This window comes from Amycolatopsis sp. YIM 10 (genome assembly GCF_009429145.1).
Taxonomy (GTDB): Bacteria; Actinomycetota; Actinomycetes; order Mycobacteriales; family Pseudonocardiaceae; genus Amycolatopsis.
Genome location: NZ_CP045480.1, coordinates 8480798 through 8497585 on the forward strand (window position 1 = coordinate 8480798; position 16788 = coordinate 8497585).

The 16788-nt window shown below is 70.6% G+C and carries 15 protein-coding genes; 8 read left to right on the top strand and 7 right to left on the bottom strand.

What is annotated here, in order from left to right:
- The gene (locus YIM_RS39470) at nt 1–816 is read right to left on the bottom strand and encodes an MBL fold metallo-hydrolase (protein ID WP_153035212.1); all 816 of its coding nucleotides are present in this window, start codon (nt 814–816) and stop codon (nt 1–3) included.
- Nucleotides 817–1003: 187 nt separating this feature from the next.
- Between YIM_RS39470 and YIM_RS39475 the strand changes: the two genes are divergently transcribed.
- Complete coding sequence (locus tag YIM_RS39475) at nt 1004–3214, top strand: germacradienol/geosmin synthase (RefSeq protein WP_153035213.1); 2211 nt, start codon at nt 1004–1006, stop codon at nt 3212–3214.
- Between the two features lie 21 nt (nt 3215–3235).
- Here YIM_RS39475 and ligD read toward each other — a convergent pair whose 3' ends face one another.
- From ligD to YIM_RS39490, 3 genes are read right to left on the bottom strand one after another with little or no spacing between them, the layout of a single operon-like run.
- A complete protein-coding gene (gene ligD, locus YIM_RS39480; protein ID WP_153035214.1) occupies nt 3236–4240 on the bottom strand; it encodes a non-homologous end-joining DNA ligase in 1005 nt (334 codons plus the stop codon).
- Nucleotides 4237–5310, bottom strand: coding sequence for an ATP-dependent DNA ligase (locus YIM_RS39485; protein WP_194239902.1), 1074 nt, complete (start codon nt 5308–5310; stop codon nt 4237–4239). Before YIM_RS39485 ends, ligD begins: the two co-directional genes overlap by 4 nt.
- Nucleotides 5311–5345: 35 nt before the next feature.
- A complete protein-coding gene (locus YIM_RS39490) occupies nt 5346–5795 on the bottom strand; it encodes a MarR family winged helix-turn-helix transcriptional regulator (protein WP_153035215.1) in 450 nt (149 codons plus the stop codon).
- Nucleotides 5796–5936: 141 nt separating this feature from the next.
- Between YIM_RS39490 and YIM_RS39495 the strand changes: the two genes are divergently transcribed.
- The 3 genes from YIM_RS39495 to YIM_RS39505 are packed head-to-tail and all read left to right on the top strand — an operon-like array spanning nt 5937 to nt 8763.
- A complete protein-coding gene (locus tag YIM_RS39495; protein WP_153035216.1) occupies nt 5937–7103 on the top strand; it encodes an MFS transporter in 1167 nt (388 codons plus the stop codon).
- Nucleotides 7104–7132: 29 nt separating this feature from the next.
- The gene (locus tag YIM_RS39500) at nt 7133–7966 is read left to right on the top strand and encodes an aldo/keto reductase (RefSeq protein WP_153035217.1); all 834 of its coding nucleotides are present in this window, start codon (nt 7133–7135) and stop codon (nt 7964–7966) included.
- 8 nt (nt 7967–7974) lie between these two features.
- Nucleotides 7975–8763 (top strand): SDR family NAD(P)-dependent oxidoreductase, encoded by a 789-nt coding sequence (locus tag YIM_RS39505; RefSeq protein WP_153035218.1) that lies wholly within the window; start codon nt 7975–7977, stop codon nt 8761–8763.
- Between the two features lie 66 nt (nt 8764–8829).
- Here YIM_RS39505 and YIM_RS39510 read toward each other — a convergent pair whose 3' ends face one another.
- Both YIM_RS39510 and YIM_RS39515 read right to left on the bottom strand, forming a co-directional pair.
- Nucleotides 8830–9567 (bottom strand): SDR family oxidoreductase, encoded by a 738-nt coding sequence (locus YIM_RS39510; RefSeq protein ID WP_153035219.1) that lies wholly within the window; start codon nt 9565–9567, stop codon nt 8830–8832.
- Entirely contained in the window at nt 9564–10442 is an 879-nt protein-coding gene (locus YIM_RS39515; RefSeq protein WP_153035220.1) for an NAD(P)-dependent oxidoreductase, read from the bottom strand. Before YIM_RS39515 ends, YIM_RS39510 begins: the two co-directional genes overlap by 4 nt.
- A gap of 119 nt (nt 10443–10561) precedes the next feature.
- Here YIM_RS39515 and YIM_RS39520 point away from each other — a divergent pair, with 119 nt between their 5' ends.
- Together YIM_RS39520 and YIM_RS39525 are read left to right on the top strand one after the other, a co-directional pair.
- Nucleotides 10562–13741: a BTAD domain-containing putative transcriptional regulator gene (locus YIM_RS39520; protein WP_153035221.1), complete on the top strand. Its 3180-nt coding sequence runs from the start codon at nt 10562–10564 to the stop codon at nt 13739–13741.
- Nucleotides 13742–13783: 42 nt separating this feature from the next.
- Nucleotides 13784–14143: an STAS domain-containing protein gene (locus YIM_RS39525; RefSeq protein ID WP_153035222.1), complete on the top strand. Its 360-nt coding sequence runs from the start codon at nt 13784–13786 to the stop codon at nt 14141–14143.
- 337 nt (nt 14144–14480) lie between these two features.
- Here the strand turns inward: YIM_RS39525 and YIM_RS39530 are convergent, their stop codons facing one another.
- Nucleotides 14481–15404, bottom strand: a complete 924-nt coding sequence (locus YIM_RS39530; protein WP_153035223.1) for a LysR family transcriptional regulator — start codon at nt 15402–15404, stop codon at nt 14481–14483.
- A 73-nt stretch (nt 15405–15477) separates the two neighbouring features.
- Here YIM_RS39530 and YIM_RS39535 point away from each other — a divergent pair, with 73 nt between their 5' ends.
- Both YIM_RS39535 and YIM_RS39540 read left to right on the top strand, forming a co-directional pair.
- Nucleotides 15478–16320: an aldo/keto reductase gene (locus YIM_RS39535; protein WP_153035224.1), complete on the top strand. Its 843-nt coding sequence runs from the start codon at nt 15478–15480 to the stop codon at nt 16318–16320.
- A gap of 94 nt (nt 16321–16414) precedes the next feature.
- A complete protein-coding gene (locus YIM_RS39540) occupies nt 16415–16771 on the top strand; it encodes an Lsr2 family protein (RefSeq protein WP_153035225.1) in 357 nt (118 codons plus the stop codon).
- Nucleotides 16772–16788: the final 17 nt, after the last annotated feature.

The window sequence follows — 16788 nt, forward strand, 5'->3', positions numbered from 1 at the left end:
CTATCCGGTCGTCCCGCCGGAACCGGCGAGTTGCCGGAGTTGCCCTTCATACACAGCGGGCAGCCAGTCCCGGCCGAACGTGGCAGCGGGCCCGATGCGCGGGTCCTCGGGATCACGGCCGTCCCGCAACGCGTGCACGTAAGCCCGATCCAGGTCGATCCGCGCCTGCACGTCGTCGCCGACGGAGCCGTGGCCGGGGACGATGGCATCAACCTCGTCGGCCACGCTTTCGAGCACACGCAGCCCGGCGAGGTAGTCCCCGATCGGGTCCCCGGCGCCGAAATCGGGGAACGGGATCAGGATGTCGGAAAGCATGTCCCCGGCGACAAGAACCCCACGTTCCTCGATCACCAGTGCCGCATGGCCCTGGGCATGCCCCTCATGCTCGAGGAGCCGGATTTTCGGGCCGTCCCAAGGGATGTGCGTCGTCCCGGCAGGCAGACCGGTGATGCGGCCGAACAGGTCCAGCGGTATCTCGTCGGCGAGTTCCGGGGGCAGGCCCTCGGCGACGCGGGCCTTCCAGTCCGCGTCCGCGAGCACGTCCCGCAGGAAGTCCGCGCAGCGGGCCGTGCCGTAGCGGGGCGCGTCACCGAACTCGGCGTGCCAGAGCGCGTGATCCCAATCGGGGTGCGTCGCGAAGCCCGCCACCACGGTCTGGCCCAGCTCGCGGAGGTCGTTCGCGAGGTCGGCCATTTCGCCGTCGGTGATCCCGGGGTCGATGAGCAGCACACCGTGCCGGCCCTGAACGACAACAGTGTTGTTCTGCAGCAACTCGCTCTGGTGGACCAGAACCCCGTCCGCTACCCGTCTCAGCATGGCGATCCCCTCCGCTCGTGGTGTGCCAGACAGTAGTCGTGACCGCTCCGCGGTAAGGGATTCACTCGTTGGAGAGGACGGTGTCGCTCACCTGGCCGTTGCCCCGCGCTCCCGCCGGATGCCAGCGTCGGTATGTACCAGCGCGCTGCGCCGAACGGCCCGATCGAGAGAGCAGAGGTACCCGCATATGCAGGCCTTCACCCTGCCCGAGTTCTACATGCCGTACCCGGCCAGGTTGAACCCCCACCTCGAGCGCACCCGCGCGCACAGCATGCAGTGGGCCAAGGACATGGGCATGCTCGACGCGCCCACCCCCGGCGGCGGCCTGGTCTGGGACGAGCCCGCCCTCGCCAAGATGGACTACGCGCTCATGTGCGCCTACACCCACCCGGACTGCGACGGACCCGCACTCGACCTCATCACCGACTGGTACGTCTGGGTCTTCTTCTTCGACGACCACTTCCTCGAAGAGTTCAAGTACTCCCGCGACCTCACCGGCGCGAAGGCCCACCTCGACCACCTCGAACTGTTCATGACCGACGACCCGCCCGAACCGGTGAACCCCGCCGAGGCCGGGCTCAAGGACCTCTGGGCCCGCACGATCCCCAAGATGTCCGACGACTGGCGACGCCGGTTCGTCACCAGCACGCACAACCTGATGGTCGAGTCCATGTGGGAACTCGACAACATCAACCGCGGGCGCATCGCGAACCCGATCGAGTACGTGCAGATGCGCCGCCGCGTCGGCGGGGCGCCGTGGTCGGCGAACCTGGTCGAGTGCGTGGCGGCCGAGGTGCCGGGCGCGCTCGCCGCCACCCGGCCGCTGGAGGTCCTGCGCGACACCTTCTCCGACGCCGTCCACCTGCGCAACGACCTGTTCTCCTACCAGCGCGAGGTCCAGGAGGAAGGCGAGAACTCCAACGCGGTCCTGGTCTTCGAGGAGTTCTTCGGCTGCTCCACGCAGGAAGCCGCGGAGCTGGTCAACGACCTGCTCACCTCCCGACTCCAGCAGTTCGAGAACACCGCGCTCACCGAAGTCCCCGACCTTCTCGCCGCCACCGGCACCCCGCCGCACGAGGCGCTCGCCGTCGCCGCCTACGTCAAGGGGTTGCAGGACTGGCAGGCCGGCGGGCACGAGTGGCACGAGCGCTCCAGCCGCTACATGAACGGCTCCCAGAACGAAGGTTCCCCGCTCGGCGGGCCGACGGGGCTGGGCACCTCGGCGAGCAGGCTCGTCTTCGCGCCCGGCGCGCGCACCTGGGTCCGCCAGCACTCGCACGTGCCACGGCAGCCGGTCGGCCCGTTGCCGGTGCCCGAGCTGTACATGCCGTTCCCCATCCACACCAGCCCGAACCTGCCCGACTCCCGCGAGCACACCGCCGCGTGGGCCAGGGAGATGGGCATGTTCGACCCGGTCTCCGAACTCGGCGGTGCCTCGGTGTGGGACGAGCGCCGGATGCGCGGGATCGATCTCGCCCACTGCGCCGCGATGATCCACGCCGACGCCACGCCCGAGCAGCTCGACCTGTCCTCGGACTGGCTCACCTGGGGCACCTACGGCGACGACCTCTACCCGCTGCTCGACCCGGCTACCGCACGCGCCTGCAACGCGCGGCTTTCCCTGTTCATGCCCGAACCCGGTGCCCCGACGCCCGAAGCGGAGAGCGCGCTCGAACGCGGCCTCGCCGACCTCTGGCGGCGCACCGCGGGGCCGATGCCGGACGCGCACCGCCAGGAGTTCCGCGAGGCCGTCGAGGAGATGACCGCGAGCTGGGTGTGGGAAGTGGACAACCAGGCGCAGAACCGGATCCCGGACCCGATCGACTACGTGGAGATGCGGCGCAAGACCTTCGGCTCGGACATGACCGCGGCACTGGCGAAACTGGCCAGGCCCGTACAGGTGCCGCCGGAGGTCTACCACCACCGCACCATGCACGAACTGGAAACCGCCGCCCAGGACTACGCCTGCTTCGCCAACGACCTGTACTCGTACCAGAAGGAGATCGAGTTCGAGGGCGAGGTGCACAACCTCGTACTGGTGGTGGAGAACTTCCTCGGCGTCGACCGGTTCCGGGCCGCCGAGTTCGTCGCGAAGCTGATGAAGGCGCGCATGGAGGAGTTCGAGCACATCGTCGCGGGAGAACTGGGCCTCATGTGCGACGAACTGGACCTCACCGACGAGGTGCGCCGCGCGCTGATCGGGCACGCCGAGCACCTCAAGGACTGGATGTCCGGAATCCTCGAATGGCACCGCAAGTGCGTGCGCTACACCGAGCCGGAGCTGAAGCGCGTCCGCGGAGACAGCACCACCAGCACCCCGCCGGTCGACTTCTCGTTCCCGCCCACCGGCCTGGGCACCTCCGCCGCCCGGATCCGGGACGCGGTGGCGAGCAGGTGAGCGCTGGGCCGCGCCAGGCGATCAGGGGCGTTTGGCGCGGCTCGGGGCCACACGCGGTGGCTCGTTGGGCTGCTTCGGGTAGACCGGCGGCCACGGCGCGTCCATCAGCCCGTCGGCCAGATCCCGGCGGGACCACTCCAGCAGCGGCTCTAGCGACTGCGGCCGCTCGTTCATGCCCTGCCACGGATCACCGCGTTCGGCGACCAGCGCGGGCACGGTCGCGATGGTCAGTTCGTCGGGGGTGACGGTGCCGAGTTCGTCCCAGCGGATCGGCGTGGACACCTGCGCGCCGACGCGCGGTCGCACGCACCACGCCCCGAAAACCGTCTTGTGCGGCGCGTTCTGGTTGAAGTCGACAAAAACCCGGGCGCCGCGTTCTTCCTTCCACCACTTCGCGGTGATCCGCTCGGGGTACCGCCGCTCCAGTTCGCGTGCGAGCGCGACCGCCCCGGCACGCACCTGGTAGCCGTCCCACCGCGGTTCGAGCCGGACGTAGACGTGCAGCCCGCGTGACCCGGAGGTCTTCAGCCGCGCCTCGATGCCCACCTCGGCCAGCAACTCCCTGGTCAGCCCGGCCGCTTCGCGCAGCTGGTCGAACCCGACGCCGGGCGAGGGGTCCAGGTCGATGCGGAGTTCGTCGGTCACCTCCGGGGTTTCCGCGTGGTACGGCCACACGTGGAACCCGAGACAGCCGAGATTGACCGCCCACAGGATGTGCGCGAGGTCGGCGGCGACCAGCGCGTCGCTGGTGGTCCCGTTCGGGGTGGACACCACCGTGGTCCGCAGCCACGGGGGCACCGACTTGGGCACGCGTTTCTGGAACCACGACTTGCCGCTCGCCCCGGCCGGGTACCGCTCCAGCAGCAGCGGCCGCCCCTGGATGGTGGCCAGCAGCGGAGCCGCCACGGCCTGGTAGTACCGCACCAGGTCGAGCTTGGTCTGCCCGCGTTCGGTGAAGAAGACCTTGTCCGGCGAGGTGATCGGCACCTCGACGCCATCGGTCTCGATCACCACCGCCTCGCTCATCCCGGGGCCCCGAACAACGCGGTCAGCTCGGCCGGCGCGACCTCTTCGAGCTGGGCGTAGGTGCAGGACAGCGGATCACGGTCGGGCCGGAAGCGCACCAGCCTGCCGCCGTGCCGGAACCGGCCGGCCAGCACGTGCTCGTAGCGGACCTCGGCCACCCATTCGGCGCGCAGCGGTTCCCACGACAGGTCCTTCTTGCCGGTCCACCGGCTGACCCCGCCCGGCATCCGGCCGCCCATGTGCGCCTGCGCTTCGGCCCAGTCGCGCCACGGGTGCTCGGCCAGCGCATTCTCCCGCAGCGGCGCCAGTTCGTCGACCAGTTCGCGACGCCGCGCGGCGGTGAAACTGCTGGCCACGCCGACGTGGTGGAGTCTCCCGGTTTCGTCGTAGAGGCCGAGCAGCAGTGAGCCGACGCTCTCGCCGTCCTTGTGCCAGCGGAACCCGGCGACCACGCAGTCGGCGGTGCGCTCGTGCTTGACCTTCCACATCACGCGCTTGTCCTGCTCGTACGGCAGGTCGCCCGGTTTGGCCATCACGCCGTCGAACCCGGCGCCCTCGAACCGGGTGAACCAGTCCTCGGCGACCGCCGGATCGTCGGTGACCGGGGTGAGCACGATCTGCGAGAGCGCGTCGGAGAGCAGGCTCGCCAGCAGGCGGCGGCGCTCGGCGAACGGCTCGCCGGTCAGGTCGCGATCGCCGAGCGCGAGCAGGTCGAAGGCGACGAAGCTGGCCGGTGTCTCCACCGCCAGCTTCTGCACGCGGGACGCCGCCGGGTGCAGCCGGTTCTGCAGGGTGTCGAAGTCCAGCCCGGCGCCGGTGACCACGACGATCTCACCGTCCACAACGCACCGCGGCGGCAACGCGGCGCGCAGCAGGTCGACCAGTTCCGGGAAGTACCGGGTGAGCGGCCGGTCGTTGCGCGAACCCAGTTCGACCTCGTCACCGTCGCGGAAGACGATGCAGCGGAAGCCGTCCCACTTCGGTTCGTACAGCACCCCTGGCCCGCGCGGCACGTCACGGACGGATTTGGCCAGCATCGGCTTGACCGGCGGCATCACGGGCAGTTCCACGACCAGATCGTAGGTCGTGATCAGCGCAAACGCACTCAGGAAACTTCGGTGAGCCGGGCCAGCGCGCCGACCAGCGGCGCCAGCTCGGGCAGTTCCTCGGCTTCGGCGAGCGCCTGCGAAAGCGTGCGGTCGTGCGTCGGACGGGCGTCGGCGAGCAGCGCCTGCCCGGCGGGCGTCACCTCGGTGTAGATGCCGCGGCGGTCGGTCGGGCACAGGTAGCGCTGGAGCAGGCCCCGGTCCTCGAGCCTGCTCACCAGGCGCGTGGTGGCCGACTGGCTCAGCACCACGGCGGTGGACAGCTGGTTCATCCGCAGGTGGAAGCCGTCCTGCCGGGCCAGCACGTCGAGCACGGTGTACTCGCTGACCGACAGCTGGTGCTCGCGCTGCAGCGAGCGCTCCAGCTTGTCCTCGATGCGCGCGTGGAGCGCGGCCAAGGTGCGCCAGCCCTGGGCGCGTGCTTCTACGGCGTCATCGGGCAGTGACACGGTTCACCACTCCTCCGGGGAGCATCCCCGATCGTTGCCTGCTAGCGTATCCGTCGTTGGCAATTACCGGCGTCTGCAACTATTGCTCAAGCCGGTATCTGCTCTCCACAGGATACCCATCGGCGTAAGGATCGGACTGTTATGCCCGTCGCCCTGTTCGCGCTGGCGATCAGCGCCTTCGGCATCGGCACCACCGAGTTCGTGATCATGGGCCTGCTGCCCGAGGTGGCCGCGGACTTCGGGGTCTCCATCCCGGCCGCCGGGCTGCTGATCTCCGGTTACGCGCTCGGGGTGGTGGTCGGCGCGCCGCTGCTCACCGCGCTCGGCTCGCGGATCCCGCGCAAGACCGTGCTGGTCGGGCTGATGGTGCTGTTCATCGCGGGCAACCTGGTCTCGGCCGTGGCCACCGGCTACGGCCTGCTGATGACCGGGCGGATCGTGGCCGCGCTGTCGCACGGCGCCTTCTTCGGCGTCGGCTCGGTGGTGGCCGCCTCGCTGGTCGCGCCCTCGCGGCAGGCCAGCGCGATCGCGATGATGTTCACCGGGCTGACCGTGGCGAACGTGCTGGGTGTGCCCGCCGGGACCGCGCTCGGCCAGCAGCTCGGCTGGCGCTCCACGTTCTGGGCGGTCAGCGCGCTGGGTGTGGTCGGCCTGATCGGCATCATCGCGCTGGTGCCCCGGCAGGAGCGCGTCGAAAGCGGTGGATTGCGCCGCGAACTGGCCGTGTTCCGCAAGCCGCAGGTGTGGCTGGCACTGGCGATGACCGCACTCGGCTTCGCCGGGGTGTTCGCCTCGTTCACCTACATCGCGCCGATGATGACCGAGGTGGCCGGCTTCTCCTCCGGCGCGGTCACCTGGCTGCTGGTGCTGTTCGGCGGCGGGCTGGTCGCGGGCAACCTGCTCGGCGGGCGCGCCGCGGACCGCGCGCTGATGCCCAGCCTGTACGTCATTCTCGCCGCGCTCGCGCTGGTGCTGCTGGCGTTCGTGTTCACCGCGCACGCCCAGGTGCCCGCGGCGATCACCATCGCGTTGTTCGGCGCCGCGGGGTTCGCCACCGTGCCGCCGTTGCAGGCGCGGGTGATGGCGCAGGCCGGGGAGGCACCCGCGCTGGCGTCGGCGGCGAACATCGCCGCGTTCAACCTCGGCAACGCCGGTGGGGCCTGGCTGGGCGGCCTGGCCATCGACGGTGGCCTCGGTTACACCGCGCCCAACTGGATCGGCGCCCTGCTCGCCGGCTCCGGGCTGCTGGTCGCGCTGTTGTCCGGGATGCTGGACCGGAAGCGGTCCCCGCTCGTCACCGTCCACTGAGGAACTCACGGAAGGAAAGGAAAGGTTTCATGACCGGCATTCCCACCGTCACCCTGAACAACGGCGTAGTCATGCCGCAGCTCGGGTACGGGGTGTTCCAGGTACCCGACGCGGAGACCGCGGCGGCGGTGACCTCCGCGCTCGAAGCCGGGTACCGCAGCATCGACACCGCGACCGTGTACGGCAACGAGCACGGGGTCGGCCAGGCGCTGGCCGATTCGGGCATCAAGCGCGAGGACCTGTTCGTCACCACCAAGCTGTGGAACTCCGACCAGGGTTACGACCAGGCGCTGCGTGCCTTCGACGCCAGCGCGGAGCGGCTCGGGCTCGACTACCTCGACCTGTACCTGATCCACTGGCCGACGCCCGAGCGCGGGCTGTACGCCGAGACCTGGCGGGCGCTGGAGAAGCTGTACGCCGACGGCCGCGTCCGCGCGATCGGCGTGTCGAACTTCCAGCCGTCCCACCTGGACGAGCTGGCGCGCACCAGCTCGGTGGTGCCCGCGGTCAACCAGGTCGAGGTGCACCCGTACCTGCAGCAGGCCGAAGTCCGCGAGTACGACGAGAAGCACGGCATCGCCACCGAGGCGTGGAGCCCGCTGGCCAAGGGCGGCGACCTGCTCGCCGACCCGGTGGTGCGCGAGCTGGCGGGCAAGCACGACCGCACCCCGGCGCAGGTGGTGCTGCGCTGGCACCTGCAGCTGGGCAACGTGGTCATCCCCAAGTCGGTGACCCCGGCGCGCATCCGCGAGAACCTGGCGGTGTTCGACTTCACGCTGGCCGAGGAGGACCTGACCGCGCTCGCCACGCTCGACCGCGGTCACCGCACCGGGCCCGACCCCGACACCTTCAACGTGGCCTGAGGAGTCCCATGCGACTGGATCTGAGCGGGAAGACCGCGCTGGTCACCGGTTCCAGCCAGGGCATCGGGCTGGCCATCGCGACCGGGCTCGCGCGGGCGGGCGCGCGGGTCGCGGTGAACGGCCGCAAGAAGTCCGCTGTGGACGAAGCGGTGGACGGGGTGCGCGCGGCGGGCGGCGAAGCGGTGGCCGCCGTCGCGGACGTGGCCTCGTCGGCGGGCGCGGAGGAACTGACCGCGCTGCTGCCCGAAGTGGACGTCCTGGTCAACAACCTCGGCATCTTCGGCACCGAGGCGCCGCTGGAGATCAGCGACGACGAATGGCGGCGCTACTTCGAGGTGAACGTGCTGTCCGCGGTCCGGCTCACCCGCGCCTACCTGCCCGGCATGACCGGGCGCGGGTGGGGGCGCGTGCTGAACATCGCCAGCGACTCGGCACTGGTGATCCCGGCCGAGATGATCCACTACGGCGTCTCGAAGACGGCCCTGCTCGGGGTCTCGCGCGGATTCGCGAAGGAGGCGGCTGGCACCGGCGTCACGGTGAACTCGGTGATCGCCGGGCCGACGCACACCGGCGGCGTGGAGGACTTCGTCTACCAGCTGGTGGACCGCTCGCTGCCGTGGGACGAGGCGCAACGCGAGTTCATGCGGCTGCACCGGCCGCAGTCCCTGCTGCAGCGGCTGATCGAGCCGGAGGAGATCGCGAACATGGTGGTCTACCTCAGCTCACCACTGGCCTCGGCGACCACGGGTGCCGCGGTCCGCGTCGACGGCGGTTACGTCGATTCGATCGTGCCGTGACCCGTACCGTGAATGTGGCTTCCCCGGCACGGTTTCCGAGCGCCGGGAAGGCCACATTCACGGCGCTCAGCCCGCGATCTTCCGGCCGAGACCGCCGTCGACCGGGAGCTTCACCGCGGTGGTGAAGGTGCCGTCGAACGCCAGGAACATCGCGGCCGACGCCACCTCCTCCGGCGTGCCGTGCCGCTTCATCGGGGTGACCAGGTCGCCCGCCTTCGAGAACGCCGCGCGTTCCTCGGTGCTCGCCCCGGTCAGGCCCATGCTCGGCGTGTCGATGAAGCCCGGCGCCACCGCGTTCACCCGGATCCGCCGCGGCAGCAGTTCCGCGGCCAGCACCTGCGCGAACGACCACAGCGCCGCCTTCGAACCCGCGTAGGCACCCATGCCCGGCGCCCCGCCTTCGTCGGCGACCGAGGTGGTGAACACGATCGCGCCGTTCTCGCACAGGTGCGGCAACAGTCGCCGCACGGTGAAGAACGCGCCCTTGGTGTTCACGTCGAACGTCCGGTCGTAGATCTCTTCGGTGGTCTCGGCGAACGACTGGTTGTAGGCGACCCCGGCATTGACGAACAGCGCGTCCACCCCGCCGAGCCGGTCGTCGACGACCCTGCCCAGCGCGTCGATGTCGGCCATGCTCGCCGCGTCCGAGCGCAGCACGAACGCGCGCGGCCCCAGTTCGTCGCGGGCCGCCTCGACCTTGCGCTCGTCGCGGCCGGTGACCAGCACCTGACCTTCGCGCGCGAGCACCGCCTTCGCGATGGCGAGTCCGATCCCGTGCGTCCCGCCGGTAACCACGGCCCTCATGCTTTTGCCTGCAAGAGCTTGATCACGCCCACACCGTCTTCATCGCCGTGTCCCTGCGCCACGCGCTCCTGGAACAGGCGCATCACCGGCTCCATCAGGTCCGGCCGCACCCCCTGCTCCTTGCTGGCTTCGATCAGGTTCGGGAAGGCCTGCGCCTGCATGGCCAGGTTCGACACCACGTCCTTGGTGAACTCGTCACGGTCGATCCGATCGGCCGCCTGCTGGACGAACCCGGACATCGCCTGGATCCACGAATTCAGCAACGCCGAGAAGCCGGAGGCCGGGATGCCTGCCGAGCCGATCAGCGCATAGGCGTGCATCACGCCCGCGTGCATCCCGTACATCCCGCTCAGCAGCGCCAGGTCGTACAGCGAAGCCAGGCCGGTGTCTTCGCCGACGTACTGCACCCCGCCGAAGGTCGCGAGCAGTTCGCGCTGCGCCTCGACCACACCCTCCGGCCCGGCGTAGAGCACGAACGAGGCCTCGGTGCCGATGCCCGGCGGCACCGCCATGATGCCGCCGTCGACGTACTCCGCGCCCAGTGCGGTGACGCGTTCCGCCAGCTCACGGGCCTGCCGAGGGGTGCCGTTGGTCAGGTTGACCACGGTCCGCCCGCGCAGGCGATCACCGGCCGCGTCGAGCAGTTCGCCGACCGCGTTGTTGTCGACCACGCACAGGATCACCACCGGACTCGCCTCGAAGGCCTCGCCCAGTCCTGCCGCCTCGTGTGCTCCGGCGGCGACCAGTTCGCCCGCCTTGCCCGGCGTGCGGTTCCACACCGTGGCCGTGAACCCGTCGCGCAGCACCGCCGCGGCCAGCGCCCGGCCCATGTCACCCAGCCCGGCGAAGGTCACCTGGGTGGAGTTCTCCGTCATCGTTCCTCTTCTCGTTCCGGTTCCCCCGTCAACGAGTTCCACCGTGCGCGCCGGGGCTTTCGGTCCGGTCCGGATCCGCTTTCGGCAGTCTGTCGGTCCCCACGGCTAGGCTGGCTCCCGTGCGTTTCGGTGTGCTCGGTCCGCTCGAGGTGTGGACGGCGGATCAGCGGCCGGTGAAGGTCCCGGAGGCGAAGGTCCGCGCCCTCCTCGCGGATCTGCTCGCCCATCGCGGCCGCCCGGTTTCGGTGGATCGCCTGGTCGAGGACCTGTGGGGCGCCGAGCCACCGGCGAATCCGACCGGCGCGCTGCAGACCAAGGTGTCGCAGCTGCGGCGCGCGCTGGAGCAGGGCGAGGCGGGCGGGCGGGAGCTGGTGGTCTCCGGACCGTCGGGCTACACGCTGCGGGCCGAGCCGTCCGAGGTCGATCACAGCCGGTTCGAACAGCTGGTGGACCAGGCCCGCCAGACAGCCGACCCGCGCACCAGGGCGGCTCAACTGTCCGAGGCGCTGGCGCTGTGGCGGGGTGCCGCCTTCGCCGATTTCGCCGACGCCGCCTTCCTCGCGCCGGTGGTCCAGCGGCTCGACGAGCAGCGGCTGGTGGCGCTGGAGGAACAGGCCGAAGCCCGGCTCGACCTCGGCGAGCACAGCGAGCTGGCCGGTGAGCTGACCGATCTGGTCGCGCGGAACCCGCTGCGGGAGCGGTTGCGCCGCGCGCATCTGCTGGCGCTGTACCGCGCGGGACGGCAGAGCGAGGCGCTGGCCGGGTACGCCGAGTTGCGCGAGCGGCTCGCCGACGAACTGGGCCTCGATCCGAGCCCCGAACTGGCCGAGCTGCACCAGTCGATGCTGCGGCAGGATCCCGCACTCACCCCGTCGACCCGGCGCACCACGAACCTGCCCGCTCCGCTGACCGAGCTGATCGGCCGCGAGGAGGAAGTCGGCGAGGTCCGGCAGCTGCTCGCGGCGAACAGGCTGGTCACGCTCACCGGTCCGGGCGGGGTCGGCAAGACCAGGTTGGCCATCGAAGCCGCGTCCCGGCTCGTCGGCGACTTCGCCGACGGCGTGTGGCTGGTCGAACTGGCCGGGCACTGGACGCACGGCGCGCCGGAGGCCGCGTGCTCGGTCGCCGAAGTCACCGCGAGCATGCTCAACCTGCGCGAGGACACGAAGTCGGGCGCGCTGCCGCTCCCGTCGGACCAGCTCGCCGAAGCCCTGCGCGACCAGCACCTGCTGCTGGTGCTGGACAACTGCGAGCACCTGGTCGAACCGGTCGCCGAGCTGGTGGACCTGCTGCTGCGGACAGCGCCGGGCCTGCGTGTGCTGACCACCAGCCAGGAGCCGCTGGGCCTGGCCGGCGAGTTCGTCCACGGCGTGCGCCCGCTCGAACTGACCAGCGCGGTCGAACTGTTCCGCACACGCGCGGCCGCGGCGGCGCCGGGCTTCACCCTGTCCGAGCAGAACAGCGAGGCGGTGGCGGAGATCTGCCGCCGGCTCGACGGCATTCCGCTCGCACTCGAACTGGCCGCCAGCCGCATCCGCGTGCTCGGCGCGCGGGAGCTGTTGTCCCGGTTGGACGATCGATTCCGCCTGCTGGTCACCGGGCACCGCGGCGCCCCGGCCCGGCAGCAGACGCTGCGCGCGATGATCGGCTGGAGCTGGGAGTTGCTCACCGAGGCCGAGCGGATCGTGCTGCGGCGGCTGGCCGTGCACACCGAGGGCTGCGAGCTGGAGGCCGCCGAGTCGGTCTGCGCGGGCGAGGGCGTGAAGCCGGTCGAGGTGCTGGACCTGCTGGCGCGGCTGGTCGACCGTTCCCTGGTCGCGGTGGCTGAGGTCGGTGGCCGCACGCGGTACCGGCTGCTGGAGTCGGTGGCGGCGTACTGCGTGGAGCGGTTGCGCGAAGCCGGTGAGTACGACCGGGTGCGGCGGCGGCACCACCGGTTCTACCTGGATCTGGCCGAGCGGGCCGAAGAACAGCTGTGCGGGGCCGACCAGCGCGCCTGGCTCGACCGGCTCGACACCGAAAGCGCCAACTTCCGCGCGGCGCTGGAGGGCGCGGAGTCCGATGGCGACGCCGAGCTGGCGATCCGCCTGGTCAACGCGCTGGGCTGGTACTGGTTCCTGCGCGGCAGGTTGCGCGAGGGACACCGGTCGGTCGTGCTCGCGCTGGGCATCGACGCCCCCGCGCCGGAGGTCGCGTGGGCGCGGGCGATGGCCTGGCGTGCGGCGCTCACCATCCTCATCGGTGAAGGTCCCGGCCTGCACGCCAAGGCCGAGGAAGTGCTGGCGCTGTACGAGAAGATCGACGATCCGCTGGGCCGCGCCCGTGCCGAGTGGTTCCTGAGCTTCGCGCTGATCGGCGCGGGTGATCTGTCCCTCGGGGCCGCCAGGGTCGATCGGGCGCTGGCCGGTTTCCGGGCGCTCGGTGACCGCTGGGGCGAGGCGGCGGCGCTCAGCCTGCAGGCGATGCAGGCGCGCCCGCAGGGCGGGCTCGACCGGGTCAGGCGCGATTCCGAACGCGCGATCGAGCTGTTCCGCGAGGTCGGCGACCGGTGGGGCGAGGTGAAGTCGACCGACACGCTCAGCTCGCTGGCCGAGGTCTTCGGCGACTACGAACGTGCGGAAAGCCTGCACCGCAACGCTTTGCGGCTCGCCGAGGAACTGGGGCTGTGGAACGAGGTGTCGTACACGCTGTCCGGCATCGGGCGGATCGCGCTGCTGAAGGGCGATTTCGCCAAGGCCGACGAGTACCACGAGCGCGCGCGGAAGCTGTCCGCGCAGCACTCGCACAAGCGCGGTGAGCAGTTCGCCGAAATCGGGCTGGGGCTCTCCGCGCGGCGGCAGGGCCAGCCCGAGCGGGCCGAGGTGCACCTGGAGAAGTGGCTCGAATGGTGCCGTCAGGTGGACGGGGATCTAGGCACCGCGCTGATCCTGGCCGAGCTGGGTTTCGCCGCGGAGCAGCGCGGGGCGGTCGAGCTGGCGCTGGACCGGCAGCGCGAGGGCTTCGCCGCCGCCCGGGCCACGGGTGATCCGCGTTCGATCGCGCTGGCACTGGAGGGCCTGGCGAGCGCGACCGCGGCGGGCGGTGACCACGCCGCCGCCGCGCGGCTGCTCGGTTCGGCGGACGCGACCAGGGAATCGGTGGGCACCCCGCTGCCCGCCGCCGAACGCGGCGATGTGGACAGAACCACCGCCGCGGCCCGCGCCGCGCTGGGTGAAGCGGCCTTCACCGACCATTTCCAGCAGGGCCGCGCCCAGTCCCCCGACGCGGCTGCCATGTCCTTTGTGGACAATCAAGGGTGACAACGGTGGTGCCGGGAAGCGGTCGGATGTCAGGATGGCGGGATGATGCCGTCCGGGGTGTGCACAGCGGAAGAGGGCCTCACCATCGCCGTCGCCTGGCACGGTGAGGTGGTGGAACTGGCGGTGACCGGTGAGCTGGACACCACCACCGCGGCCGTGCTGGAGGAGGCGATCGCCCAGGCCGTTGCCGAAACCCCGGCGGCGCTGGTGGTGAACCTGAGCGGGGTGGAATTCCTGGCCAGCGCGGGGATTTCGGCACTGATCGAAGCGAACTCCACGCTGCAGATCCCGTTCGCACTAGTGGTCTCCACCGATCGGGTGCGCCGCCCACTCACCGTCACCGGCCTGGACCGAGTCCTCCCGTTGTACCCGACGGCAGCCGCCGCTCTCGCCGCCGCCTGACCCGCCGCGCAACCGGCCGCACGCTCTGCCGCCAGGTTCAGCAGCCCGGACGCCGGGTTCAGCCGCCCTGCCGCCAGGTTCAGTCGCCCTGCCGCCAGGGTCAGAGCCCGGATCCACCGGCGGGGCTGCCGCGCGGTCAGCCCGCCGCGCGATCTGCTGCCGGAGGCAGCCAGGCTGCCAGGCCGCCAGGCGGTCAGGCCGCCCGAACCACCGCACTGAAGTCGCCTGGTTTGCTGCCGTGCGCAGGGCGCACCCGGATCACCGGGCGACGGGCGGCGCTCGTGCGCCACAACACCCGAACCTGCCGCGCGAGCCGCGGGCTGATCGGCACCACGCTCTACCCGGCAGCCGCCGCCAGATCCGCCGAGGAGTCAGTCACCTGGGCGGCGGCTGTGCGCAGGGCGGCCACCACGGCCCGAATCGCAGGACGCCGTGCTGCGCTTGTGCGCCAAAGTACGTGGACCCGCCGCGCTGGTCGCGGACTGATCGGGAGCACGCACACACCTTCTGGAACGTAGTCCCGCCCGAGTCGGGGCAGGACGGCGACGCCAAGGCCCGCGGCAACCAGGGCGAGTTGCGTGGAGTGCTCCGAAGCGGTGTGCACGATCCGCGGCTCGTCCAGGGTCCGCGCGAGCCAATCGTGACAGAGCTGCCCGCTGGTCCAGGTGATCCACTCCTCGGCCGCCAGCTCCTTCAGCGTCACCGAAGCCTGCGACGCCAGCGCATGCCCGGCCGGCACCGCGAGGTCGAGCACATCGTCGAGCAGGTTCTCCCTGGACAGGCCCTCCGGCAGCACAAGCGGCGCCTCCGGCCAGTCCTGCACCACGGCCACGTCGACATCCCCACGGCACAGCCCCGCGATCGCCTCCGGTGGCTCCTGCTCATCCAGGCGCAACCCCAGCGCCGGGTGCTCAGCGCGCAGGGCCCGCAGCGCGCCGGGCAGCAAGCCCCGCGCGGCGGTGGCGAAGGCCGCGACCGACAACGCACCGGCGACCGCGCCCCGGTGCCGCGCCAGTTCTGCCTCCACCTGCTCGACCTGGGCCAGCAGGCGATCACCGTGCGCGGCCAGCAATGCGGCCGCGTCGGTGAGCCGGATGCCGCGGCCGTTGCGTTCCAGCAGCCGCTGCCCGACCTCCCGTTCCAGCCGCGCCAGCTGCTGCGACACCGCCGACGTGGTGACGTGCAACTGAGCCGCCGCGCCGCTGACCGAGCCGGTGGTCGAGACCGCACGCAGCACGCGCAGGCGTTCCAGGTTCAACACTTAAGCGATGCTACGCGATACGACCAAGAAAGACTCGCTTGTCTAAACAGCCAGGCGCGCCCAGGGTGAGCACATGACCATGAGCAAGCACGCCGGCCTCACCATCGGCGGCGATCTCCCGGTGAACCGGCTCGGCTTCGGCGCCATGCGGCTGCGCGGCCGGAACGCGGCCGAGCGCGCCGAATCGATCCGGATCGCCCGCCGGGCGGTCGAACTCGGCGTCGACTTCATCGATACCGCGGACGCCTACGACCTCGGCGGAAACGAGGAACTGCTGGCCGAGGCGCTGCACCCCTATCCGCCCGGACTGGTGGTGGCCACCAAGGGCGGCCAATGCCATCCCGGCGACGACTGGATTCCACTCGGGCGGCCCGAATACCTCCGGCAGCAGGCCGAACTGAGCCTGCGGCGGCTGCGAATTCCGCAAATTGAACTTTACCAGTTGCACCGGATCGATCCGGCGGTTCCGCTGGCCGACCAGATCGGCGCATTGACCCGCTTGCGCGAAGAGGGGAAAATCCGGCACATCGGCCTGTCCGAGGTGAGCGTGGCGCAGCTGGCCGAAGCCGAGTCGATCACCCCGATCGCGAGCGTGCAGAACCTCTACAACCTCGAGCAGCGAAGGTCTGAACCAGTGCTCGAGTACTGCGAACGCCGTGGTATCGCGTTCATCCCGTGGCTGCCGATCAAGCCGAGCACCCACGCCACCGGGGCGCCGGCCGCGGTCGCGGCCGGGCTCGGCGCCACTCCGGCGCAGGTGGCACTGGCCTGGTTGCTGCGGCGCTCACCGGTGATGTTGCCCATTCCGGGCACTTCGTCACGCCGCCATCTGGAGGAAAATCTGGCCGCGCTCACCCTTTCACTGTCCGATCAGGACTACGAACGGCTGGAATCGGCCGCCGGGAAACACGACTGAGCAAGCCGAATACCGCAGTTGTACACCGATCGTCTATCGTGCCAAGAGGATGGCGGACCAGGGGGTGCGCCGAATCGTCCTGGGAGCGGAAGACGTGGCACAAAAAGTTTCCGTGGTGATGTCCGACGACATCGACGGGTCGCCGGCCGACGAAACCGTTCATTTCGGCCTCGACGGCATCGATTACGTGATCGACCTGTCCGCCGAGAACGCCGACGAACTGCGTGACGCGCTGTTCCGGTTCGTCGAGGTCGCGCGGCGGGTGAGCGGGCGGAAGAAGCGCGGGTCACCGCCGATGCCGAATGCCGGGCCGGTGGTCGGCACCTCCGAGAGACGGGCCAGGGCACAGGCGATCCGGGCCTGGGCTCGCGAGAACGGATTCGAGATCTCCGAACGCGGCCGGGTTTCACTGGAGGTCGAATCCGCCTACATCGAAGCCATCGAGAAGTAGGCACCGACGAAAGGCCG

Bases quoted from the DNA above. Each gene is read 5' to 3' on its own strand.
- YIM_RS39470 (WP_153035212.1), bottom strand. From the start codon at position 816: ATGCTGAGACGGGTAGCGGACGGGGTTCTGGTCCACCAGAGCGAGTTG.
- YIM_RS39475 (WP_153035213.1), top strand. From the start codon at position 1,004: ATGCAGGCCTTCACCCTGCCCGAGTTCTACATGCCGTACCCGGCCAGG.
- ligD (WP_153035214.1), bottom strand. From the start codon at position 4,240: ATGAGCGAGGCGGTGGTGATCGAGACCGATGGCGTCGAGGTGCCGATC.
- YIM_RS39495 (WP_153035216.1), top strand. From the start codon at position 5,937: ATGCCCGTCGCCCTGTTCGCGCTGGCGATCAGCGCCTTCGGCATCGGC.
- YIM_RS39500 (WP_153035217.1), top strand. From the start codon at position 7,133: ATGACCGGCATTCCCACCGTCACCCTGAACAACGGCGTAGTCATGCCG.
- YIM_RS39505 (WP_153035218.1), top strand. From the start codon at position 7,975: ATGCGACTGGATCTGAGCGGGAAGACCGCGCTGGTCACCGGTTCCAGC.
- YIM_RS39510 (WP_153035219.1), bottom strand. From the start codon at position 9,567: ATGAGGGCCGTGGTTACCGGCGGGACGCACGGGATCGGACTCGCCATC.
- YIM_RS39515 (WP_153035220.1), bottom strand. From the start codon at position 10,442: ATGACGGAGAACTCCACCCAGGTGACCTTCGCCGGGCTGGGTGACATG.
- YIM_RS39525 (WP_153035222.1), top strand. From the start codon at position 13,784: ATGATGCCGTCCGGGGTGTGCACAGCGGAAGAGGGCCTCACCATCGCC.
- YIM_RS39535 (WP_153035224.1), top strand. From the start codon at position 15,478: ATGACCATGAGCAAGCACGCCGGCCTCACCATCGGCGGCGATCTCCCG.